This is a genomic window from Leptospira noguchii serovar Panama str. CZ214 (assembly GCF_000306255.2).
GTDB lineage: Bacteria > Spirochaetota > Leptospiria > Leptospirales > Leptospiraceae > Leptospira > Leptospira noguchii.
The window spans coordinates 259396-281637 of the sequence record NZ_AKWY02000021.1; the positions used below are offsets into that span (position 1 = coordinate 259396).

At 38.0% G+C, this 22242-nt stretch carries 18 protein-coding genes and 2 pseudogenes; 6 read left to right on the top strand and 14 right to left on the bottom strand.

What is annotated here, in order from left to right:
* The 9 genes from LEP1GSC059_RS11490 to thrS all read right to left on the bottom strand — a co-directional run bounded on the left by LEP1GSC059_RS11490 (position 1) and on the right by thrS (position 9699).
* Positions 1-3204, bottom strand: a complete 3204-nt coding sequence (locus tag LEP1GSC059_RS11490; RefSeq protein ID WP_002177137.1) for a chemotaxis protein CheW — start codon at positions 3202-3204, stop codon at positions 1-3.
* Position 3205: 1 nt separating this feature from the next.
* Entirely contained in the window at positions 3206-3700 is a 495-nt protein-coding gene (locus tag LEP1GSC059_RS11495; protein ID WP_002177148.1) for a chemotaxis protein CheW, read from the bottom strand.
* Between the two features lie 611 nt (positions 3701-4311).
* A complete protein-coding gene (locus LEP1GSC059_RS11500; RefSeq protein WP_036025609.1) occupies positions 4312-4842 on the bottom strand; it encodes a 5-formyltetrahydrofolate cyclo-ligase in 531 nt (176 codons plus the stop codon).
* A gap of 29 nt (positions 4843-4871) precedes the next feature.
* Entirely contained in the window at positions 4872-5189 is a 318-nt protein-coding gene (locus LEP1GSC059_RS11505; protein ID WP_002177176.1) for a cell division protein ZapA, read from the bottom strand.
* Positions 5190-5197: 8 nt separating this feature from the next.
* Positions 5198-5830, bottom strand: coding sequence for a hypothetical protein (locus LEP1GSC059_RS11510; RefSeq protein WP_017215789.1), 633 nt, complete (start codon positions 5828-5830; stop codon positions 5198-5200).
* Positions 5831-5918: 88 nt separating this feature from the next.
* Positions 5919-6272 (bottom strand): 50S ribosomal protein L20, encoded by a 354-nt coding sequence (gene rplT / locus LEP1GSC059_RS11515; RefSeq protein WP_002177199.1) that lies wholly within the window; start codon positions 6270-6272, stop codon positions 5919-5921.
* Complete coding sequence (gene rpmI / locus LEP1GSC059_RS11520; protein WP_001125262.1) at positions 6272-6475, bottom strand: 50S ribosomal protein L35; 204 nt, start codon at positions 6473-6475, stop codon at positions 6272-6274. The genes rplT and rpmI overlap by 1 nt, the downstream gene beginning before the upstream one ends.
* Positions 6476-6498: 23 nt before the next feature.
* The gene (gene infC / locus LEP1GSC059_RS11525; RefSeq protein ID WP_001189133.1) at positions 6499-7038 is read right to left on the bottom strand and encodes a translation initiation factor IF-3; all 540 of its coding nucleotides are present in this window, start codon (positions 7036-7038) and stop codon (positions 6499-6501) included.
* Positions 7039-7782: 744 nt separating this feature from the next.
* Positions 7783-9699: a threonine--tRNA ligase gene (thrS, locus tag LEP1GSC059_RS11530; protein WP_002177161.1), complete on the bottom strand. Its 1917-nt coding sequence runs from the start codon at positions 9697-9699 to the stop codon at positions 7783-7785.
* 322 nt (positions 9700-10021) lie between these two features.
* Between thrS and carA the strand changes: the two genes are divergently transcribed.
* From carA to LEP1GSC059_RS11545, 3 genes are all read left to right on the top strand, one after another.
* On the top strand, positions 10022-11110 hold the full coding sequence (gene carA / locus LEP1GSC059_RS11535; protein WP_002177245.1) for a glutamine-hydrolyzing carbamoyl-phosphate synthase small subunit: 1089 nt from the start codon (positions 10022-10024) through the stop codon (positions 11108-11110).
* Between the two features lie 6 nt (positions 11111-11116).
* Positions 11117-11305: a hypothetical protein gene (locus tag LEP1GSC059_RS11540; RefSeq protein WP_002177239.1), complete on the top strand. Its 189-nt coding sequence runs from the start codon at positions 11117-11119 to the stop codon at positions 11303-11305.
* Positions 11306-11419: 114 nt separating this feature from the next.
* Positions 11420-12961: a tetratricopeptide repeat protein gene (locus LEP1GSC059_RS11545; protein WP_020980777.1), complete on the top strand. Its 1542-nt coding sequence runs from the start codon at positions 11420-11422 to the stop codon at positions 12959-12961.
* A 334-nt stretch (positions 12962-13295) separates the two neighbouring features.
* Here the strand turns inward: LEP1GSC059_RS11545 and LEP1GSC059_RS11555 are convergent, their stop codons facing one another.
* The 3 genes from LEP1GSC059_RS11555 to LEP1GSC059_RS23045 form a co-directional block, all read right to left on the bottom strand.
* Positions 13296-13685 carry a hypothetical protein gene (locus tag LEP1GSC059_RS11555; protein ID WP_020980830.1) on the bottom strand — a complete coding sequence of 130 codons (390 nt, stop codon included), beginning with the start codon at positions 13683-13685 and terminating at the stop codon, positions 13296-13298.
* Positions 13686-13794: 109 nt separating this feature from the next.
* On the bottom strand, positions 13795-14064 hold the full coding sequence (locus LEP1GSC059_RS11560) for an LIC11966 family surface protein (RefSeq protein ID WP_020980863.1): 270 nt from the start codon (positions 14062-14064) through the stop codon (positions 13795-13797).
* A gap of 25 nt (positions 14065-14089) precedes the next feature.
* Positions 14090-14284, bottom strand: coding sequence for a hypothetical protein (locus LEP1GSC059_RS23045; RefSeq protein ID WP_155243435.1), 195 nt, complete (start codon positions 14282-14284; stop codon positions 14090-14092).
* A 630-nt stretch (positions 14285-14914) separates the two neighbouring features.
* Here LEP1GSC059_RS23045 and LEP1GSC059_RS24220 point away from each other — a divergent pair.
* The 3 genes and pseudogenes from LEP1GSC059_RS24220 (at position 14915) to LEP1GSC059_RS23415 (ending at position 18300) form a co-directional block, all read left to right on the top strand.
* A pseudogene (locus tag LEP1GSC059_RS24220) lies at positions 14915-16402 on the top strand (tetratricopeptide repeat protein).
* A 668-nt stretch (positions 16403-17070) separates the two neighbouring features.
* A pseudogene (locus LEP1GSC059_RS23060) lies at positions 17071-17817 on the top strand (HSP90 family protein); the annotation flags it as partial.
* Positions 17818-18105: 288 nt separating this feature from the next.
* Positions 18106-18300: a hypothetical protein gene (locus tag LEP1GSC059_RS23415; protein WP_020980835.1), complete on the top strand. Its 195-nt coding sequence runs from the start codon at positions 18106-18108 to the stop codon at positions 18298-18300.
* 52 nt (positions 18301-18352) lie between these two features.
* Here LEP1GSC059_RS23415 and LEP1GSC059_RS11590 read toward each other — a convergent pair whose 3' ends face one another.
* Both LEP1GSC059_RS11590 and LEP1GSC059_RS11595 read right to left on the bottom strand, forming a co-directional pair.
* A complete protein-coding gene (locus LEP1GSC059_RS11590; RefSeq protein ID WP_002177221.1) occupies positions 18353-18922 on the bottom strand; it encodes a DUF4349 domain-containing protein in 570 nt (189 codons plus the stop codon).
* 557 nt (positions 18923-19479) lie between these two features.
* The gene (locus tag LEP1GSC059_RS11595) at positions 19480-22236 is read right to left on the bottom strand and encodes a 2-oxoglutarate dehydrogenase E1 component (protein ID WP_020980761.1); all 2757 of its coding nucleotides are present in this window, start codon (positions 22234-22236) and stop codon (positions 19480-19482) included.
* Between the last annotated feature and the right edge of the window lie 6 nt (positions 22237-22242).

The following is a 22242-nucleotide window of genomic DNA, read 5'->3' on the forward strand; positions in this document are numbered from 1 at the left end:
TTAAAACCTCGGAATTAGTTGAAGCAGTTCGTCAAAATCCGGAAGGAATAATAACACACCTAATAGATCGTTACCCTCGTGATTGAATTCGGTAAGCATACTTAAAAACTTGGTCCGTTCTGGTTTGACTACGTCCAAAACCTGCATAAAAGTTCCTTCCAAAAATTCTGGAACAGAAGGTGTAACACTAGCCTTCGCCTTATTCGATATAGAATTCATTACGGAAGAACAAACTATATTTGAAATTTCACTTAACACTGATTTGGCGTCTTCGGTCAAATTTTCCCCCGGAGAAGTTTCAGAACCCAAAAGTTCTTTGGCAAGATTTGCAGCGTTTTCACGAGAAAACATCATCAAAAGGTTTCCGTTCAGATCTCCGTTCATTCGAATTCTTAAACCATAAAAATGATTTTCCGAAAAACGAATCTCTTCTGCGAGACCGTCTCTGTCGTTCATAATAATTTCCGGAATAAATAGATCGATGTTCTTTTTCAAAAGCTGAGAAAGAACCATACCGGCATTCATCATACCAGTATTGACTACGTTCTCCAATTTTTTGAGTTCCTCTTTGGACAATGCGCCTTTAAAATCTTTAGAAGGAGCCACGGACATAGTTCTTTCTTTCTTTTGAGTCAAAAAACTTTCTATGATCGCTTTAGCACGTTTTTGTTCGTCTTCGCTCGCGCTCTGATCCAATGCAATTTCCGTAATATGAGAACGATATTCTTCTTCTGAAGAAACGAACGGTTTTTTAGGATCTTCGGAAGAATACGAAGTAATCGCAGTTTGCGGATCTTGAGTTTCCGATTCTACGGGAAGAGGAAGTTGTTTTTCTTGAGGGGCTTTCATTTCAACACTAAGAGCCACAGCGGCGGCTAATTCTTGTTCTCTGAAAACCTCTTCTTTTTCTGCAACGATCCGTTTTAAATCTCGAGACCTTTCTGTCTTTTTCTTTTTCAGACGTTCTCGGTTCGTGATGTCGTGTAACTTGTGATTATAGACGTTTGTAGGATTTGTAGTTTTTTGAATATAACGTTCTTCTTCTCTTTCTGCAGAATGAATCGAACCGATTCTTCTCATCGTTTCCAGATGATAGTGAACTACTGTGCCCATATCTTCCAGCTCGGAAGCGATTTCTACAATTCCAGGAATATCTAAAACCATAATGATGGTTCCGTCTCCCATAATGGAAGCCCCGGTAAGACCTCGGATATTTCTGAAATTTTTTTCCAAAGATTTGATCACCGTTTCGTGTTTACCTACGAGCTCATCCACCATAAATCCAATCTTACGACCCTTATACTGAACGATTACGACCGGAAATTCCTCCCGATCCGTTTTATCTTGAAGGCCTATGATCCGATTGAGTCTATAAATCGGAAGAACCTCTCCTCGAAGATTGATGATTTCGTTTCCTTCAAGAGTTGTAATTTGATCGTTGTGAATTTTAATCGTCTCGTTGACTTCGGAAAGAGGAAAGGCATATACTTCTTCTTCCATAAGAACCAGAATCGAAGGAATGATCGCAAGAGCTTGCGGAAAAGACAATACAAAAGAAGTTCCCTGTCCTCGAACACTATTGATGATAATCTTTCCTTTAAATTCCTGAATAAGATTGTTTACTACGTTCATCCCAACGCCTCGGCCAGAAATATCCGTAATTTTCTCGGCAGTGGAAAATCCAGCTTGAAAGATAAATTGAAAGATTTCCTGCTCGGAAAGATTAGAAGCCTCTGTTGGATTTACGAGTCCCTTTTCAATCGCCTTAGCGAGAATTTTTTCCGAGTCAAGACCGCGTCCGTCGTCTCGGATCTCCACCATAATATTACTTCCACCCTGATAAGAATTCAATTCCAACGTTCCGGTTTCCGGTTTTCCGGCACTCAATCTTTCCGCAGGAATTTCAATTCCGTGATCTACCGAGTTGCGGATGAGATGAAGCAAAGGTTCGCCTAACGCGTCTATGACTTTTTTATCGAGTTCGGTAGATTCTCCCGAAAGAACTAAATTTACTTTTTTGCCAGTTTCTAAAGAAAGATCTCTTACAAGTCTGGAGAATCTTCTAAACACGGTGGAAATTTGAACCATCCGTATATTCATAATTCCGGATTGAAGTTCTTTGGAAATACGATTGATAAGATCAATTCTGGATTTGAGATCGTTGAATAGTTGATCTTCTCCAAAAATACGAATCAGATCGTCGTAGATTCTTTGAAAACCAGAATTTGTAATGATGAGTTCTCCCACGTTATTCATCAACTGGTCTAGTTTGTCGGAAGATACTTTAATACTTTTTAATGTAACCTTAGATTCCGAAGCGGCCATATCGTCTTCGATCTTAAAATTTGCGGCGGCCACTTCCTGAACAACTGGAACGTATTCTTGTACGTCCAAAAATTCCACCATATCCACGTTAGTTGCGATTCTGATTTGTTCTAAAGACTCGGAAGAAAGAAACAAAAATACAACAGAAGAAACATCCGCTCCTTTTTCCAATTCTTCTAAATCTGGAATGGATTTATAAACGACTCCTAAATTCTTCAGATTCTGGACGATCAAAGAAAAACGAAGTCCTTTCATTGGAGAATCTTTTCCAAGAGTTACGGAAATTTTCCAACACATACCAGACTTACGAATTTCTTCCTCTAACTCTTTCACTTCTTCCGCTTCAAGACGAATTTCCAATCCGCTATAAGCCACCGGAGCCACAACATTTGTAACTTCTGTAGATTTAATTACAGGAGAGGCCTGATTTGAAACCTCAGCGGGTTTAGATACTGCAGTTGGTTGTGATGGGGTCGCTGCAACACCCGAAGAAGAATCTTTTTCGTAAGAGTCCAGCTTTTGAATCATTTCCGTAAAAGGAGTATCGATTTTTTTTCCTTCGGCCACATTTCGGATAATGTATTTGATCAGGTCAAAACATTGAAATAGAAGATTGACGAGAGGAAGTTTAACGTCCAGCTTGCCGTCCCGGATCAATTGAAGAAGATTCTCCATTTTATGAGCAAGATCCGAAAGATTGTATAAACCGACAAAGGCCGCTGAACTTTTTAAGGAATGTGCCGCACGAAAAATATCGTTGATAATAGAAAGATTTTTATGATCTGCTTCGAGCTTGAGTAAGTTTGCGTTTAGTTCCTCGATCTGATCTTCGGATTCCTCTAAAAATAGTTCGGTATATTCCCCTAAAATTCCAGCCATTTTAGATAACCTCCTGTTCAAAGTTGATCAGGACGGATAAATTTAAATTGAGTATCAACGTTTCGTCCGCCTGGCTGACAGATTCTATCAAAGAACTATAATTGAGAGAAAGATCATCCGTAGCTTTACTAACTTTATCGAATTGAATTTTTATAACTTGTCTCACTGTATCGACTAAAATCCCGGCGCGTTTATCCTCGTGAACCACTACGATAATTCGAGTAGAAGGCATAATGTCGCTATATCCGATTCCGAAAACCTGCTTTAAATCTAAGATCGGAATGATCTCCCCCCTAAGATTAATCACTCCTAAAATATAATCATCTCCGTTTGGAATTCTAGTGATCGGAACCGGTTTTAGAATTTCGTGGATTTTCAGAATATCGATTCCAAAAATCTCTTCTTGCACGTTGAAAGTTAAGTATTCCTTTTGAGATTCCGTAGTTTTATCTGCTTCTAAGGATTCAAGATATTGTCTATTATCGAATGAGGCCATAATGTTACCTAGCGGTTCTCCATAAAATCCAGAATCAATCTATAAAACGGATCGTAATCTGTTTTTCAAGAACAATCGAAAGAAAGAGCTTACTAAACCTACAAATTCTTACATTTTTTCACAAGCGAAACTCTTTTTTCAATAGAACTTGAGTTACACACACAATTGTTAACATAACCCAAAAATCGAACTTACGTCCAACAGTTCTAAAAACTTTAACGGATGCTCATAAAATCTGTCGTTAAAAATTAAAGTGCCAAACTCAAGAGACAGTATAAGGTATAAATCTTTTGGGAGCCATACTTTCACGTTTGTTTTAGTCCACCTAAAGATTTTTCAAAAAGAAGCAACCTTTGAGACGAAGAAATCCGACTAAACCAAAGTAAACACTCAGATTTCACCTACTCTATTTTTTAAATCTTAAAAAAAGAATAAATTAAAGAAAGCAAATCGCAAAACTCCAAAAATGAAAAGATAGATCCTATTCTTTTTACTCAGGAATCTTTCGAACACATTCTTTCACCTCCTAAAAGCCATATTCGGTTTTATACTCGACTGACATTTGTTACTGAACTGCTGCAGATATAAATAGACAAGATTTTAGCGTTTTTTCAGACGATTTGATAAATTTTTTTCTCTGTAACTACCTGACCTACTCTTATATCATGATCTTCCTTTGCAAAACTTGCCGGAAAAAGTTCCTCATAAGTAAGTCCGATCAATTTTGCAGAATCCATTTCGCAAAGGGTTCTATCATAAAAACCTCCACCACGTCCTAGGCGATAACCAAACTGATCATAACCTAAGGCAGGTACGATGATCCATTCCGCATCTTTAAAATTCAGAGTTTTAGTACCTTTAGGTTCTAAAATTCCGAAGGGCCCGCTTTCCCAGGCTTCAGGAAGAATGAATTCCAATTTTTCGCCTTGGATCTTTGGAAAATAAATTTCTTTTCCAGAATGATCCCAACCCAAAACTTTTGGATCCACCTTTACTTCCCATTTATCGGGAGAATAAGCGATGATCTTTCGAGCATGGAACGTAATTTCTTTTAAAAATCCGAGAATAGAGAGGTCTTTTTTTTCTCTTTCTTCCAATAAGGTAAGTAAAGTTCGAAGTGCATTTCTAGATTGAAGTTTCAAAGAGGATTCCTTTTCAAACAAAAGGAAAATCAAAGATCTCCAATGATTCCTTCTTCTAACATCATAATGAGTTTACGGGTTTTTTCTTCTATTTCTATCTCTCCAATTTTGGTAGAAACGGAAGTAGGTTCATTTTTAATTTCTTTTGCCTGGTGTAATTCATCTGCAAAGTTGAGTGCGGCTAAAATAGCAAGTTTCTGTCTAGAAGCTCCCGGCATTCCTGCTCCTAGTTCTCTGAGTTTACGATCTACCTCTTCCGACAGAGAATAAATATAGTCTTCTTCGGCTTCGCTGAGGATCGTATATTCCTCTCCGAGGATTCTGACTTTTACCCTACGGAGGTCCATTTATAAACTCAAGCTTTAGGATCGTCCTCGATGATTAGAAAATCATCGTCTTCATCCGCATCAAATACGCTGATTGAATCTTCATCGTCTTCTATGATAATATCATCATCTTCATCCAAGGCTAATTCGGATTCCTGGTCATCGGAAATTTCAAGTGCCTCTTCATCTTTTTCAGGGACTTCTGTGATCAAAGAAATGTCGTCATCATCTTCATCCAGAAGAATGATTTCATCATCTTCGCCAAATTCATCCTCAGCGGAAGCCGTTTCTTTCACTACATTGGAAGCAGCAGCCGTAGTCGCCGCTGCAGCAGGAGCACCACCGCCATAATGGGGTGAAGTCGAAGCAGAGGTTGCAGGCAAGGAATCCAATCTTCCCAAGAGTTGATTGATTTTTCCTTCTAGTTTTCGTTCTCTTTCTTTAAGATCATTTAATTCGTTTGTAGTCTTTTGTAATTGTTCCCTAAGAGAAGAAAGTTCTTTTTCTTTCTCCTCCATTGCCAGTTTCATCTGGTCGTTTTCCGCTCGGAGAGCTTCGTTTTCGGATTCTAATCGACCATTTTCAACGCGAAGATCAGCGATGAGTTCGAGGGCTTTTACGACCTTGCTTTCTAATTCTTCAATGGTCTCCATGGTAAGCATAACCTGATTCTCCCTTAAAAAACATTCTCTGAAAACGAAAAAAGGCCCTGTAAATTACAGAGCCGTCAATTTTAGTAAAGCTGATTTGTTATCCAGCTACTTTGATTTTTTCAACCAAGGAATTAAATACTTCTCTATCGTTGAAAGCCAGCTCTGCCAAAGACTTACGATCCATATGAATTCCCAATTTCTTAAGGGAATTCATAAATACAGAATAAGACAAACCATTTTCTCTCGCAGCGGCGTTAATTCTGATAATCCAAAGTTTACGAAAATCTCTTTTTTTTGCTCTGCGATCTCTGTAGGCCCACTGACCCGCTTTCATCACCGCACTTTTGGCCGTTCTATAAAGTTTAGAACGAGCTCCGCGGAATCCTTTTGCGTCTTTTAAGATCTTTTTTCTTCTATTTTTGTGGATGGTTCCATTGACCGCTCTAGGCATTATCTTACTCCATAAGGCATTAATCTGACAATAGATTTCCAGTCAGAGTTATGAACCAAAGTCAAACCACGAAGACGTCTTCTTCTTTTAGGTCCTTTTTTGGTCAAGATGTGACGGGTATTCATACTTTTGCGTTTGATTTTGTTGTTTTTTGTGAACTTGAAACGCTTTGCAGCGGCTCTGTTCGTTTTCAACTTTGGCATCTTGGGTTCCTTTTTTTCGGAAATTATTTCGGATTAATAATTACTACAATCTGTTTTCCGTCTTGAATCGGATCCCTTTCGGCGGTTCCGTGTTCTTTCAGGTCTTCTATCATTCTATAAACTACTTTCATTCCGAGGTCGGAATGCATCATTTCTCTACCTCGAAACCGGAGACTGACTTTTACCTTGTCTCCTTTTCCTAGAAACTCTTGCGCGTGTTTCTTTTTGATTTCGTAATCATGACTTTCAATTCGAGGACGAATCTTAATCTCTTTCACATTGATTACGTGTTGTTTTTTCTTTGCCTCTTTACTTTTTTTAAGTAACTCGAATTTATACTTTCCATAGTCTATAATCTTACAAACGTGAAGTTCTTGATCTGCTGATACTTCTACTAGATCTAAATTTTCCTCTTTTGCTTTTCTGAGTGCTTCTTCAAAAGATACGATCGCTACGCCGTCATCCGACACTAGCCGAACTCTGGAAACGCCTGTTATTTTCTCATTGACCCTATGGTTAAAAAGCTTATCAGTTGCTGATTTTTGACTCGGTTTCCTCTGCATTCATTCTCCGGCTAGATTTCCAAGATTTTATCCCTAAGCGCGTTTTCAAGCGATTTTTGACTCCATTTCGGTGAAAGGAAGCTTTATTGCAAGTCGATTTTACATTACTACTTCAGTGAACGAATATATTATATTTTTATGACTTACAAAGTCTCCTATCTATTAGGGATTCAAATTTTAAAGTCAAATGGAATTGATCTGGCTGTTCTTACGACCACTATAATTTAGTGACAACAAGTTCGGAGGAAGAAAATGAGAAAGAATTTTCTAAAAGTATGAGTTTCTACAATTTTAGAATTTGTTTGTAAAATCATGATTTGGGGTAATTCCCACATTTTAGGAGTCGATCGTAAAATTCAGATCCCAAATTTTTTCAGAAAAATAAGTTATGACCGAACCCGCGTCAGTTTAAAGGAATTTCTATAAAATAATTTTTTCATTTTATGATGGCCGCAAAATGGCTATTTTTATGCAAAATTTGATGAAGCTTTAGCATCGGGATGCTCCATTTTTTTAATACTCAACTTTCAACATGCGGGAACTCTCACAAAACTGAATGATTTCACTGTTCAACTTTTCAGAACGTGGGAACTCTCACACCTCACATTCTGAAAGTTTTTAATCGAAAAAATCATTTGTTTTCGAAAATTGGGAACAAAATTTGGAGGAGTTCCTAGATAGAAACAAATTTCTCAAAACGATTCTAACAAAACTTTGCCTTTGGTCAGAAAACCCAAAGTTATTTCAACTCGTTTTGATTTCATCTTGAAGATTAGAAATAAACCCCGTCCAGGTTAAAGTTTTGGTCTCTTCTTGACCTCGCATTCTCACCGCGAGTGTGTTTGATTCCATTTCTTTTTCTCCCAATATCAAAAGATAATTCGCTTTTTTTAATATAGAATCTCTGATTTTAGCTCCGATTTTTTCGTTTCGAGTATCCAACTCCACTCTAAAACCAGAGTCGACTAACTCTCGATAGACGCCTTTAGCGTAATCGGTTACTTTTTCGGTTACGGTTAAAATTCGGATCTGATTTGGAGAAATCCAAAGAGGAAATTTTCCTTCGTAGTGCTCAATTAAAATTCCTATAAATCTTTCTAAGGAACCGTAAATCGCTCTATGAATCATCACTGGTCTTTTTTTCTGACCGTTACTATCCGTATAATCCAAATCAAATCGTTCCGGCATAGAAAAATCTACTTGAATCGTTCCACATTGCCAAAGCCTTCCAATTGAATCCTTAATATTGAACTCTATTTTTGGTCCGTAGAACGCCCCTTCCCCTTCTTTAATTCCGTATGGAATTCCTTTTTTTTCCAAAGATTGTTTTAAAGTGTTTGTAGCAAACTCCCAATCCTCGTCTTTTCCTTGTGATTTTTCTGGACGGGTTGCTATAAAAGTTTTAAATTCGGAAAATCCAAATTTCTTATATACTGTAAACGTAAAGTCTATGATGCCCATCACCTCAGACTCTAAATAATCCAAAGGAGCATAGATATGAGAATCATCTTGAGTAAACGCCCTCACTCTAAAAAGTCCGTGTAATACACCGTGTAATTCGTGTCGATGTACACTTCCAAATTCAGCAAATCGAAGCGGAAGTTCCCGATAAGAATGTAGATGATGTTTATAAATCAAAGAACAACCCGGACAATTCATCGGCTTAAGTGCATAATCCTCTTCGTCTATGTCCGTAAAATACATATTTTCGTGGAAGTTATCCCAATGACCGGACTTCTTCCAAAGTTCGGAAGAAAGTACCGCAGGAGTTTTGATTTCCTGATACCCTCTTTTGTTACATTCGGATCGAAGATATTCCGCAAGTGAATTCCAAAGAATCGTTCCTTTTGGATGCCAAAAAGGAAAACCTGGACCTTCCTTTTGAAAAGAGAATAGATCCATTTCTTTTCCGATCTTTCTATGATCTCTTTTCTTAGCTTCCTCAATTTGAAAAAGATACTGATCCAATTCTTTTTTTGTCGGAAATGCAACTCCGTAGATTCGAGTGAGCATCGAATTGTTTTTGTCCGCCTTCCAATACGCACCCGAAATTGCAGTTAGTTTAAAAGATTTTAATATTCCAGAATTAGGAACGTGAGGCCCGCGACAAAGATCGAACCATTCTCCCATTCCATAAATGGAAACTTCCTCACTTGGTATTCCACCTATGATTTCTATTTTATATTTTTCTCCTAATTTTTGAAAAGTTTCGATTGCCTCTTTTTTAGAAACCACCTTTCTCCAAACTGGATGATCCGCCTTTACGATCTTCTCCATCTCCGCTTCGATTTTAGGAAAGTCTTCCGGAGTAACAATTATTCCTTGAAAGTCTATGTCGTAATAAAAAAATCCGGGACCGTTATCGATCACAGGGCCTACGGTGAGATTTGCATTTTTATATAAATTCTGAACCGCCATTCCAAGCAAATGCGCTGCGGAATGTTGAAACGTTTCCCAACCTACTTTTTCAGAATAGGTCAATACTTCTACGTTTGAGCTTTTTTCCACAGCCCTGGACAAATCTAAAATTTCTTCACCATTCAATCGCACTGCAAGAGCTTTGTTTTTTAAAAAGGGTAATTCTTTTTCGATAAAGTCGCGGTATGTGAAACCGGACGCGACTTCCTTTACTGATTTGTCCGGCAGAGTTAGCTGGTACATAAACTTATCCTAAGATTCTATTTTTTTCTTGTGAGAAAGAATTTGGCATAAACTTAAAATTTTTTTGCCACCGATCCTATAATCTCGGAAACGTTTACCAAGTTCAGGTTCTTAAAAAACGTGAGTTCAATATAACCAATGCAAAAGTGATTCCAGTGAAAATCCCACCTAAGAACTCAACAAAGCGCTTCCTGAACTAAAGCAACAGGATCAGGTTTTTCCTCTCCATTCGCAAAAATCGTAGGTATTTTTCAACCGATTTGTAGGAACCCAAGAAAAACCTGTGTTGACTGTACTCAATACCTCATCGAGTTTGTAATTGATGAAAGCGTTCTTAGTTCTTGATAATGGAACAACCTTCGAAGGTGAATCCTTCGGCTACGAAACTGAATCCGTTGGAGAAATTGTTTTTAACACTTCTATGGCGGGTTATCAAGAGATTCTAACGGACCCTTCTTATTGTAATCAGATCATTACACTGACTTATCCTATGATCGGAAACTACGGAATCCATCCCGATAATATGGAATCTTCTAAAATTCAAGCGAGCGGTCTGATCGTTAAAGAATACGTGGATCTGCCTTCTAACTTTAAATCCGAAAAAACTTTATCTCAGTTTCTAAAAGAATATAAAATTCCAGCCATCCAGGGAATTGATACTCGTAAATTGACCCGATATATCCGTACAAATGGTTCACCCAATGGTGGAATTTTTGTGGCTCCAGAATATTCTCCTTCTTTTTTAGAAAAGGTAAAATCATTTCCCGGAATCATAAATGCAGATCTGGCGAAGGTAGTAACTACTTCCAGTAAATATATTTTTGGAACTCATACCGGTAAAAAATTCAAACTCGCAGTATATGACTATGGTGTAAAAACAAACATACTACGTCTTTTAGACGCGAGCGGTTTTGCTGTAACGGTTTATCCGGCTCAAACGTCCGCAGAAGAAATTATGAAAGAAGGAACCGATGCATTTTTTCTTTCGAACGGTCCTGGGGATCCCGCTCCTCTAAACTATGCAATCACTGCTACTCAAAAGATTATGGAAAAAGGATACCCACTTTTTGGAATCTGCCTGGGCCATCAAATCATCGGACTTTCTTTAGGAAAAAAAACGGAAAAAATGAAATTCGGTCATAGAGGTGGGAACCAACCAGTCAAAAATCTTGAGACTGGTCAGGTGGAAATTACTTCGCAAAATCACGGTTTTGCGGTAATAGACGACCAGAAATCGGATGAACCGATTTCCTTTCTGAACTTGAACGATCATACTGTAGAAGGAATTTTAAAATCCGGTTATCCTTTATTGACCGTTCAGTATCATCCAGAAAGCGCTCCTGGTCCAAACGATTCAAGGTATCTATTTCAAAAATTTTACGATCTAGTAGAAAAAACAAAAAGAGGCTAAAGACTTATGACAGAATTTCCACAACTCCCCGACAGAATTTTAGGACTTCCCATTGGTAAAGATTTTTCAATCGAAGCCTTGGTCAAAGACGTTTGGAATCCGGAAACGGACGATCTATTCCCTCCAAAAAATTTTTTAGGTGTTGGTTACGGTTTGAACTTCTACGCAATTGCTAGAAAGACCGGACTTCTATAAGATTTTCTGAGCGCTCGTTCTTGCATGGGCTTGGTTTCGTTTTCGTAAAAAGAATCGAAAGCGTGTATAACGTTTTAGGTTATCAAAACGGATTTTTGGATTCGGAGAATGTCCATGAAAGAAAATCATAATATTCTAAATCTTCCTCGGGATCTTGTCGAGGATCTGCAAACGGGACGAAGAATCAAAACCAAGTCCCAAGGTTGGTTCGATATCGCGTCGATCGAAGAAGTCCAATGGCGCTCCGTCAAAATCGGACCGTTTACGACAAAAGAAGACGGTCAGTATTACACGAACTCGGTCGGTCTTATCAAAAATTCCGAGGCTTACGATGACTGTCCGGAGATACTCGTATGGCTTCCACGTTTGGGACTTTATGGAACCTGGGATTCCAGTCACGACGAACTTCATACATTCCCGAATCAAACTTGGACGAGCATGAAATCGAATTTGGTTCCTTTTATAGAAGCGCAATGGGGAAGTTACAAAGGGAATAACAAGGTCAAGCATGAAACCCTGGAAAGCGCAAACACTTATGCAGAAGCCTTCGACTTTATACCTTACAACCTAAAAGAAACGGTAAAGAATATTCCGGACAAAAGGTTAACCGAATTTCTTAAAAAATACGAAACCGCAATTCTTCGTCATCCCGATATTTACGCTTTAGACGACGCGTATTTCGCATTAGCAGAAAGCTATTTTCGTCTGGGCCAAAACGATTCCGAAGGAGAAAAAAACTGGAAAGAAAAATTCCTGCAAATTTTGAGTTATTATCCGGAAGGCAGATTTCATCATGAAAGAGCCGCCGCGGAAATGTATGTTTGGGCCTCCCCGGAATTCGGATTGGAAGTTTTTAAGAATCTACTCGAAAAGGATAAAAGACAACCGGAATACGCGGGCGGCGCGGATTTGGTTTCGGCGCTTTTGATCCATCACCCGGATTGGCGAAAATCCATTTTAGAACTTTCTAAAGTAAAAGAGAATACGATCGGAGTTCTTCGTTCCTCGGAAGTAGCAAAACGACGGGCGCTCACTTCAGGCGACTCTCTCAACGTCAAACTCAAACAAAACGCCAAAGCGATGGAAGCCGTCACGGAACTGATCTCTCAGATCGACGAGATCGTTCTTTCCGTGGCGTCCGGAGAATTCTCCGATCAAGACGTTCATATCTCACGACACAAAAAAGTGGCCGATCGGATCGCTCAAGGCTGGGAATACTTAAGGAAAAAAAAATATTCAAAAGTCGAAGAATTGCTCGGCTCCATATTTGCGGATTACGAACACGACGCGGAAGCGCTTTTCTTGGAAGCGAGATTCTTTTGGCTGAGGTCCGATTCTCCCGAAGAAGGAATGAAACGAGCCGAAAAGAATCTCCTCTTAGCCGCGAAAGGCGATCTCGTTGGAAGAAGCAGACTTCACAATCTGATCGGATGCGCGTTAGACGAAATGGGTAAACTAAAGGAAGCGATCGAACCTTTCAAAAAGGCGGAAGAATTGTCTCCGAAAGATTCGATCTATTCCGCAAACCTCGCGGAAATCCATTGGAAACTGGAAAACAAAACATTGGCGGTCCGTTACGCGAAAAAGGCAAAGAATATGGGAGACAAATCGCCGATCGTGGAAACGATCCTAAAGGACACGGCTATAAAAAGTTAATCCTGTAAGGATCCGCACGTGGATACCTTTTAAAGAAGCTATAGGACAATTGCTTTAACGATGTCTCCAAGGTTCCAATCAATATTTGTGAATGATCGGAACCTACTTTTCGAATAAAATTCTCGCTAAAAAAATCCTTTTTCCCGGTATCAAATATATTGATTCGGAGTGAATCAATTTTTAATCCGATATCCATACAAGTCTTTCGTCCTTTCCTATGTCACTTGCCCAAAAATTATGAAACAAAATGGTAACCAAATCGGTGGATATCCACGGATTTTTAAATTGAACGACCACCTTGAACCCATTCCTTTTCTTTAATGTTTCAAATTCTTCAAAGTGTTTTGTCTTTTCTGCGGCAATTCCTACATAGTATGTGAACAGACTTTACTGCAACGTCCGAAACAAGGTAATATACATCCCAATTTTTATCCAAAAAAGCAGAACCAGCTTCGTTCAAAATCTCACTCAACTCTTCGATATTGAAATTGACTTCGTTGTAATCTTGATCTATACCAACCGTGATACTAGTAGATTCGGAAATGCTAAATCCGCTTTTGGTGGTTACAGGCGTATAAACTAAAACACCCGAAGACTTTTCGTCACCGTATTCGACACTTTCGTTCCAATCAATCCGTTCGAGACGTTCCGTATAAGACCGAGATAAAGGATTTTCTTTTGCCTTTTCCAAATGTTCGGACATCGTTTTCGTAAATAGATTCATTCGGAAAGTTTCCTATTTTTTGTTGAACAACCGATCGCAGTTTACAAAATCAAGAATGTTTCGTTAATCTCGATTTTAAAGTTTTACGTTCGGATTAATTCCGATTTTATCAAGGCGAACGATCGAATTCCATTTGAAATTTTTCGGAAGCGGCCTTAAGAATTTTATCCGCCTCGTCCATTCTTAGATGAATCTTATAGTAAGTATCGCGGATTTTCTGGGACTCCTCCGCCTTTTCCGATCTCAACAATAACATTAATCTTTTATAATATATAATCACGTGATCCGAAAAAATAGCCAGGACATATTCGTTCGAATCCCTAAAAGAAGAATCCCCTCTAAAATTTCCGATTTTGTGTATGTTTATTTTCGCACTCAAGATTTTCTTTTCCCAAATCCGAGTTTTATTCTCCGCTTCCGCGTAATCTTTTTTTTTCCAAGGAAGAATCGATCGACTTAGCGTCCTCAAAAATCCCGTCTATCACCAACAACATTCTATGATTGTATTCGATCGGATCCTGTTTGCATCCGAAACAAAGGAAGAAAAATACTCCGATCGATCCTAACGTTATATTTTTCCGAGCGTTCTTTGATAACATGCTCTGCAAATTAGAAAATTGAAAAATAGAATGCAATCAAAAACGAAAAGTCCGGTAAGTGATGCTTTTTAAAGTTATAATTTTAAGACCAATTTATTATCCTTCTTTATAATGAAGTCGCCTGGTTTGAACACAAAACGATCGGAAAGACGATTCTCCTTTTGGGAATTTTTTTTTATAACCCGAACGGAATAAATTCGGATCGTATTTTATTCTTCTTATAAGTTCTAAAACCTTCGTCCAAAAGTTCGAACCGATCGCGGAAAAATTTACGATTGAAAATTCGAGAGCGCGGATCGACTCAGTTTCAGTTTAGAACCAATGGCGAAAAAACGAAGTTCTCATGAAAAAACGAAAAACGTTCCTTTTAACCGTTCTGATTCTTTGCGGCGCTTGCATCTCGGTGCGGCAACAAACTCTTTCCTCGGAAATACCCGAAGTAAGCCGAAGTCGAAACGCGAAACTTCTTTCCGCATTTTTCGGATTGGACAACGCTCTTCCGTTTCAATCGCTATTGCGGGGATCATAAAACAAAATATAAGATTCCGATCCAAAATCGACATAGAATCCTTGTAATTCAATTCTTTCGATAAACCAAAAAAACGATTTTATCGGAAGCACACCATAAACATGAAAGAAAATTATAATATACTCAATCTTCCACAAGATCTAGTTCAAGACCTGACTGCGGTGAAACGAATCGAAACTGATTCTCAAGACTGGTTCGATCTGGCTTCCATTTGAGAAATCCAATTCAGCTCCATAAAAATCGCCCCGTTTAAGACAGAAGAAGAAGGTCAATATTATACAAATTCTGTCGGTCTCATACTGAACTCGGAGGACTATGGTGAAAGTCGCGAACTACTCGTATGGCTTCCTCGTTTGCAACACTATGGGACCTGGGATTCGAGCCGCGACGAACTACATATATTTCCGATCAGACCTGAAATCAGACTTAGTTCCTTTTATAGAAGCTCAGTGGGAAAGTTACGAGGGAGACAATAAGATTGTTCATTTGACTTTAGAAAGTCCGGATGATTATCTAGATGCTTTCGACTTTATACCATACCGCTTAGAAGAAATGGCGGAAAAACTCCTCGACAAACAACTTCCCGAGTTTTTAGACCGATACGAAATTATAATCCTTCGACATCCCCAATGTTTCCGACTTAGATGAGGTCTATTTCGCATTAGCAAAAATTTATTTTCACCTGGGACAAAAAGATTCGAACCAAGAAAGTATTTGGAAAGAAAAATGCTTGCAAATTTTGAATTATTATCCTAAAGATTCGTTTCATCGAGAATGAGAAGCTGCCGAAATTTGTGTGTGGGTCTCTGTTGAATTTTTGGACTTAAGACTTTTATAAATCTTCTGGAAAAGGATAAAAGACAACCGGAGTATGCAGGAGGAGCCAGTCTTGTTTCTGCATTTCTAATCTATTTTAGAAATTTCTAAAGTGAATACGATTGGTGTGCTATAACCGCAAGAATTTGGGCTATCAATGTAGTCAATGAACCTCTTGCTACCAAACTCAAACAAAATCCAAATACTATGGATTCAATTTCCAAACTTCTGGCTCAGATCGAAGAATTTGTCCTTCAGGAGAATTTCCCGAATTGGAAATTCATAAAATTTTACACAAAAAGGTAGTAGATCGTATCGCCCAAGGTTGGGAATATTTAAATAAAAAAGAATATTCTAAAGTAGAAGAATTGTTAAGTGCTATATTCTCGGAATATGAAAAGGATGGAGAAGCGCTTTTTTTGGATGCAAAACTTTTTTAGTTAAAAACCAGCTCGGCGGAAGAAGGTATAAAAAGAGCCGAAAAGAATTTATTCTTAGCATCCACAGGAGACAAATCGGGAAGAAACAAGCTTCACAATTTGATTGGTTGCGCATTAGACGAAATTGGAAAATGGGAAGAAGCAATTCCGTCGTTTCAAGAAGCAGAACGTTTATCTCCTCAAGAATCTATTTATCCGGCAAACCTAGGAGAAATTTTTTGGAAATTAGGAGATAAAACATCCGCCAACCGATATGCTAAAAAGGCCAAAAGTTTGGGGAATAAATCGGAAATCGTGGAAACGATTTTTCGAGAAACGAAGAAAAATTCCTAAAAAGAATAGAAAATAATTTTCGAAAAAACGAATTGGAACGTAGAAAAATTTGGTTCTCGAAAGTAACGAAGTTATAGTCCTGCAAAAAATAAGACATAAAGGGCCGGACTACCGACCAAAAAATTAGAACATTTAAAATTTTCGTTTTGAGCCATCGTCTGTCTTAAACCTTAGGATGAATCATTTTTGAATCTTCAATTCAATGTGGCAGTTCGCGCAAAAGCTGTTGTATTGTATAATTTAACGTGAATTAACGCGAAAAGGATCGATGCGAGGTAACTTAGCAGAACGCTCTCTCAAACTCAACGTCTCACTTCTATATTGGAACTAAAAACGATATGCCGTATAACGTTTTCTGCATGCAATTGATTGACCATAGCTGAGGGCCAGGTCCCAAACTTTTTTATGCAGAATTTATATGATTGAAGTGTAAACGATTGTGTATTTTATAGTTCCGACTAAAACATCCTGCTTCGATAATGGCCCAACAGCTTTTGCCCCTGACTCTGAGTAGATAAATTCATTTTTTTGAATATTATAAATAAACTAAAACCAATGTTTTGTTTAATTCAAATGTCGAAAAGATATTAATCTAATTCTAACTTATATCCCAAAGGATTATTAAATAAGACAGCAAATTTAAATTTGTCGTTCTACAAAGGTTTCATATTAGCAAAAGTTTAATTCAACTTACGTGGATCATCAATCTACTTTCGGAACATCTTTACAGCGGACCTCAAGTATTCGTCCGCGAACTTTTACAAAACGGAGTAGATGCGATCCAAGCCCGCGTCTATCTCGAACCGGAAAACGAAGGAGAGAGCCATCTTGAAATCGTTCCTGGCGATTTCCAACTCTTATCTTTACGGATAACGGAGTCAGATTAGTGGAATCGGAAATCCATGAGTTTTTGGCGACCATAGGACAAAGTTCAAAAGGTGGAGAATTCCAATCTCCGAAAGGATTTATCGGTCAATTCGGAGTCGGCTTACTCGCGTGTTTTATCGTCAGCGATGAAGTCGTGCTCGTAACTCGTTCCTACAAAAACAAAACACAACCCGCTTTCGAATGGCGCGGGAAACAAGACGGAACCTACTCAGTCAAAACCCTCGGAAGCGATTTACCCTTCGGGACACAGGTCTATCTTCTTTGTAAGCCGGGTTTTGAAGAATACTTCGAACGAGAAACGTTATGCGATCTTGTAAAAAAATTCGGCGGTCTGCTACCTGTACCGCTTCGATTTTTAGAAGGAGAATCCACCGAGCTTTTAAATCCAGAACCTGCTCCCTGGAACCGCGTGTATAAAAGCAAAACACAAGAACGAAATACATTTCTTGATTTCGGAAAGAAGTTATTTGAAACTTCATTTTTAGAAGCAATCCCGTTGACTTCCGACACAGGCAAGGTACATGGTACTTTACTTTTGCCCCTGCTTCGTCTCAACCAAACGGAAGAAGCAGCTCGACTTCATAAGATAGGATATAAACTGATTTCAAATTCGACAGCCTTACTGGGAACAATTTCGGATCATCTCTTATTTTTAGAAATCACCGGAGAAATTGCCAAAGTAATTAAACTATTAGAGAAACATTTCACATCCGCTTTGAGAGCGCCCTCGTTTTCAGTTTTATAAAGCTGCTAAATTTTTAATGGAACGTCTTCTACTATCAAATCTAAAATCGATAAAAATCAGAATGTCAAAAATGTTTCCGGAATACAAAGAAAGTGGAAATTATACCATAACCGATCTGAATTCCTGGTGCGGTAAAGAAGGGTCGAGACTTGCTTCTCAATTTGATAGTCGAAACGGTAACGATTATTACGTGAAAAACCTAAACCTAACAGCACTTCCACGAACTGGCTCAAAAACATTCACAGGAAAACAATCAGTAAATTAACACAAATCAGCCAAATTTAAAAGTTGAACCTTGTTCAGAGCATTCAATTTTACTAATGTTCCTCCTGTTTGATCGGAACAAAAGAAACTGTAAAATCGGAAAACTTAGTTCTTAAAATTAAATCCTTTTTCTTTTTTTCTAATCTTTGTATGTCCAAAGAAACCTTGTGTTGTTTTATCAGCAAGTGTCTTCTCTCCCTTTTGGGAAGTTTATCTTCTTCAAATAACTTTTTGTATTTTAAAAGAAATTCATGATCAATCTCTAGCCTTTTCGTATATTCTTCAAGTGGATCGGTAACATCGTTGATCGTTTCATCCACTTTTTCTACGAGTTCTTTATTTCTAAGTTCGATCAAAAAATGATCTTGGCTGGCAAATGGTATTTTAAATTTTAAATTCGAATTTGTACTTTTTAAGATAAAACCTTTATAATGATGAATCAGATTTTGAATTTTTTCCCGAGAAATGGATACCTTTGCAGATTCAATTTTTATACGAAGAGAATGAGAATAAAATCTTCTTTCTAAGTTTGTATGATCCGCATTTGTTATCGGATTTGCTACGAGCGAAAAGCCGAAAAAAATAGATACAAATAGAATACGATTCAGTGTCACAGTCGGCATTGTAAGCTAGAATAAGAAATTTTCGAGTTTCGTCAATCTCGCTTTTTATTGTTTTACTCTAAGACTATTGAACGTAATTCGACATAAAGAAAGGAATAACTTTCTAAAAGTAAGTGTTCCTCTTTATTTTTTAAATTTTACTCCGTGATAGTTCCCACAAATTAAGTCGCATTATTTTTATTACAGATTTTGTTTATGTGCAAGTTCCCACATTTTCAAAGAAATCTTATTCGATCCAAAAACTCGAATTCAAAATATTAAGTTTTTTTGTTTTTTAGATAGGTTCTTTTCAGTTTTTTACTGAATTCTTATTATTAAAAAATAGATTCGTTTTCATTCTTCAATGAGAATTCCGTAAAATCTCCGAGTTTACTTTTTTTATAGAGCGAAGTGACGCCTGGAGAATTCCATAAGAAAATCCTCGTTTAAAAACAAAAAAGCCCTAGATTTACATCCGGGCTTTTTACTTTTAAAGTTTCTTCGCGATTGTATATGCTAAAATTATAAAATTCTAAAACAAAAGTTTTTCTTTTTATAAAATTGATGCTCGAAAACTCTTACGCCTGAAATGCGTCCAAAACAAGTTGATCCTGTTCTTGAAGGTGTAACTTCATATGGCCAGCGGCTGGACTAGGAGATTCGTGTCTTCCCGCATACACAAGACGAGTATTTTCTGGAAGAAGTCCTTCGATCCTTTCTCTAACAAAAAACCAAGCTCCTTGATTTTTTGGCTCTTCTTGGCACCAAACGAATTGTTTAGCATTTTTGAAAGTTTTAAGAGAATTTTGGATCTCTTTTGCAGGAAAAGGATAAATTTGTTCCACTCGAACCAGAGCAACGTTTTTGATTTTATTTTCATCTTTGTATTTCATTAAATCATAATATACTTTACCTGCTGAAAATACCACTTTTTCGATTTTATCCGGTTTAGACCCACTATCATCAATTAATATTTCTCGAAACGCGCCTTGTAGAATATCTTCCACCGGAGAAAGTGAGGCAGGAAAACGTAGTAAACTTTTAGGGGTTACAATCACTAAAGGTTTACGATAGTTTCTAAGCATTTGTCTTCGGAGCAAATGGAAATATTGGGCCGCGGTTGTTAGATTACAAACTTGCATATTGTCAAGAGCACAAAGTTGTAAAAATCTTTCCAATCTCGCGGAAGAATGTTCCGGTCCCTGACCTTCATATCCGTGAGGAAGAAGCATAATCAAACCGGATAATCTTTGCCATTTTACTTCCGAACTGGAAATAAACTGATCAAAGATCACCTGGGCACTGTTCGCAAAATCTCCAAACTGAGCTTCCCACATCACAAGGGCATTCGGATCCGAAAGAGAATAACCATATTCAAAACCTAAAACTGAAAATTCAGAAAGCGAAGAATTGATAATTTCCGCCTTAGCCTGTTTAGACGAAATATGATTGAGAGGAATGTATTTTTCGTTTGTATTTGTATCTACAAGTACTGCGTGACGATGTGAGAAAGTTCCTCTCTGAGAATCCTGACCGGAAAGACGGATTCTAAATCCACTTTCTAAAATAGATCCAAAAGAAAGAGCTTCCGCAAATCCCCAATCCACCGGAATTTTTCCTTCCGCCATTTCCTTTCTACTCTGCAAAAGTTTTACGAGTTTAGAATTGGGAGTAAAACCCTGAGGTACGCTAGTCAAAGCTTGAACGATTCCATGCATCTGTTCTGCGAGAAGTTTTGTGGCTGGTTCTGAATCTAACGAATCCTTAGAAAACTTAGACCATACTCCTTGCATTGTATCCACACGAATTTTTACGTCCTGTTCCTTGGCTCTTTGGAAAGAATCTTCCAACCCGTGCATCGATCCGTTTTTGATAAAATCAATATCTTCTTGTGGAATGTCCCCTTCTTCTATAAGTCTTTTTTCATAAAGTTTTACAGTAGGCGGATGATTCTTAATGATGGCATACATTTTCGGTTGAGTGAATGCTGGTTCGTCCGTTTCATTGTGACCCAGTCTTCTATAACAAACCAAATCTATAATAAAATCTTTTTTGAATTTTTGACGGTATTCCATTCCTAGTTTTACAACTCTGTAAACTGCTTCTGGATCGTCTCCGTTTACGTGGATGATTGGAATTTGGAAACCTTTTGCAAGATCGGTTGCATACAACGTGGATCTAGATTCATCCGGAAGAGTAGTAAAACCGATCTGGTTATTGACAACGATATGAAACGTCCCACCGGTAGTATAACCCTCTAAATTCATCAGGTTGAGAGTTTCTGCAACTACACCCTGACCAGCAAACGCGGCGTCTCCATGAATTAAAATCGGCATATATTTGGAACGGTCTTTGTCTCCGATCAAAGTCTGACGGGCTCGAACCGATCCGGTTACCACAGGGTCCACACATTCCAAGTGGCTTGGGTTGAACGCGAGTGAAAGTTTCACTTCTTTACCGGCGGTAGTCATCCTGCTATTGGAATATCCCAAGTGATACTTTACATCCGCATAACTTAAGTTATCTTTGTCCGTTTTTTCTTCGAACTCTGCAAAGATGAGTGACGCAGGTTTTTCAATAATATTCACAAGAACATTCAGTCTTCCTCTATGCGCCATTCCGATCACGAGTCCATCCATCTGATGATAACCCGCTTCTTCTACAATCGTATCTAAAAGTGGAATGAAGGATTCCCCTCCTTCTAAAGAGAATCTTTTTTTACCTACATACTTTTTAGCGAGGAAGGTTTCAAAATAATCCGCCTGAAATAATTTTTCGAAAAGTCTAAGTTTAATTCCTCTAGGCAAAGGCGCCAAAAATTCAGGAGATTCCATCTTTTTTTGAAGCCATTCTCTTTCTTCATCATTTACTAAATAGAAATGTTCGGCTCCAATCGTATTACAATATACTTTTTCATAAAGATCTACAATCTCGGCAAGTTTTACTCTTCCGAGAGTTTCACTATCTACAACAGTATCTATATCTGTAGAAGAAATATTATGAAGTTTAGAATCGATAAAAGTACGATTCGGTTTTTGAATTCCAAGTGGATCTAATTTAGCAGCAAGGTGACCCTGTCTTCTATAAGCATTGAGTAGGTTGATAATCCCCATCTCTCGGATGGAAGCCGCCTGTGCATCTGTAAAAGAAGTTGCCACCGCGGATCTGCCATTGCCGTTTGTATATCCACTTCCGTTTCCATTGGTGTCTACTTCTTGAAAGAAAGACTTCCATTCTTTGTCCAAAGTTTCTGGATTGAGTTTATATTGATTATAAAGTTCTTCGAGGAGAGCGCCGTTCTCTCCATAAAGCGCCATGAGTTTTTCTATCTTCATTTTTGA

What these genes read in the sequence shown, in the direction of transcription:
- LEP1GSC059_RS11490 (WP_002177137.1), bottom strand. Translation starts at nt 3,204, where the DNA reads ATGGCTGGAATTTTAGGGGAATATACCGAACTATTTTTAGAGGAATCC.
- LEP1GSC059_RS11545 (WP_020980777.1), top strand. Translation starts at nt 11,420, where the DNA reads ATGAAAGAAAATCATAATATTCTAAATCTTCCTCGGGATCTTGTCGAG.
- LEP1GSC059_RS11590 (WP_002177221.1), bottom strand. Translation starts at nt 18,922, where the DNA reads ATGCCGACTGTGACACTGAATCGTATTCTATTTGTATCTATTTTTTTC.
- LEP1GSC059_RS11540 (WP_002177239.1), top strand. Translation starts at nt 11,117, where the DNA reads ATGACAGAATTTCCACAACTCCCCGACAGAATTTTAGGACTTCCCATT.
- carA (WP_002177245.1), top strand. Translation starts at nt 10,022, where the DNA reads ATGAAAGCGTTCTTAGTTCTTGATAATGGAACAACCTTCGAAGGTGAA.
- LEP1GSC059_RS11510 (WP_017215789.1), bottom strand. Translation starts at nt 5,830, where the DNA reads ATGCTTACCATGGAGACCATTGAAGAATTAGAAAGCAAGGTCGTAAAA.
- rpmI (WP_001125262.1), bottom strand. Translation starts at nt 6,475, where the DNA reads ATGCCAAAGTTGAAAACGAACAGAGCCGCTGCAAAGCGTTTCAAGTTC.
- LEP1GSC059_RS11595 (WP_020980761.1), bottom strand. Translation starts at nt 22,236, where the DNA reads ATGAAGATAGAAAAACTCATGGCGCTTTATGGAGAGAACGGCGCTCTC.
- LEP1GSC059_RS11555 (WP_020980830.1), bottom strand. Translation starts at nt 13,685, where the DNA reads ATGAATCTATTTACGAAAACGATGTCCGAACATTTGGAAAAGGCAAAA.
- thrS (WP_002177161.1), bottom strand. Translation starts at nt 9,699, where the DNA reads ATGTACCAGCTAACTCTGCCGGACAAATCAGTAAAGGAAGTCGCGTCC.
- LEP1GSC059_RS11505 (WP_002177176.1), bottom strand. Translation starts at nt 5,189, where the DNA reads ATGGACCTCCGTAGGGTAAAAGTCAGAATCCTCGGAGAGGAATATACG.
- LEP1GSC059_RS23415 (WP_020980835.1), top strand. Translation starts at nt 18,106, where the DNA reads ATGTTTCCGGAATACAAAGAAAGTGGAAATTATACCATAACCGATCTG.
- infC (WP_001189133.1), bottom strand. Translation starts at nt 7,038, where the DNA reads ATGCAGAGGAAACCGAGTCAAAAATCAGCAACTGATAAGCTTTTTAAC.
- LEP1GSC059_RS23045 (WP_155243435.1), bottom strand. Translation starts at nt 14,284, where the DNA reads ATGTTATCAAAGAACGCTCGGAAAAATATAACGTTAGGATCGATCGGA.
- rplT (WP_002177199.1), bottom strand. Translation starts at nt 6,272, where the DNA reads ATGCCTAGAGCGGTCAATGGAACCATCCACAAAAATAGAAGAAAAAAG.
- LEP1GSC059_RS11495 (WP_002177148.1), bottom strand. Translation starts at nt 3,700, where the DNA reads ATGGCCTCATTCGATAATAGACAATATCTTGAATCCTTAGAAGCAGAT.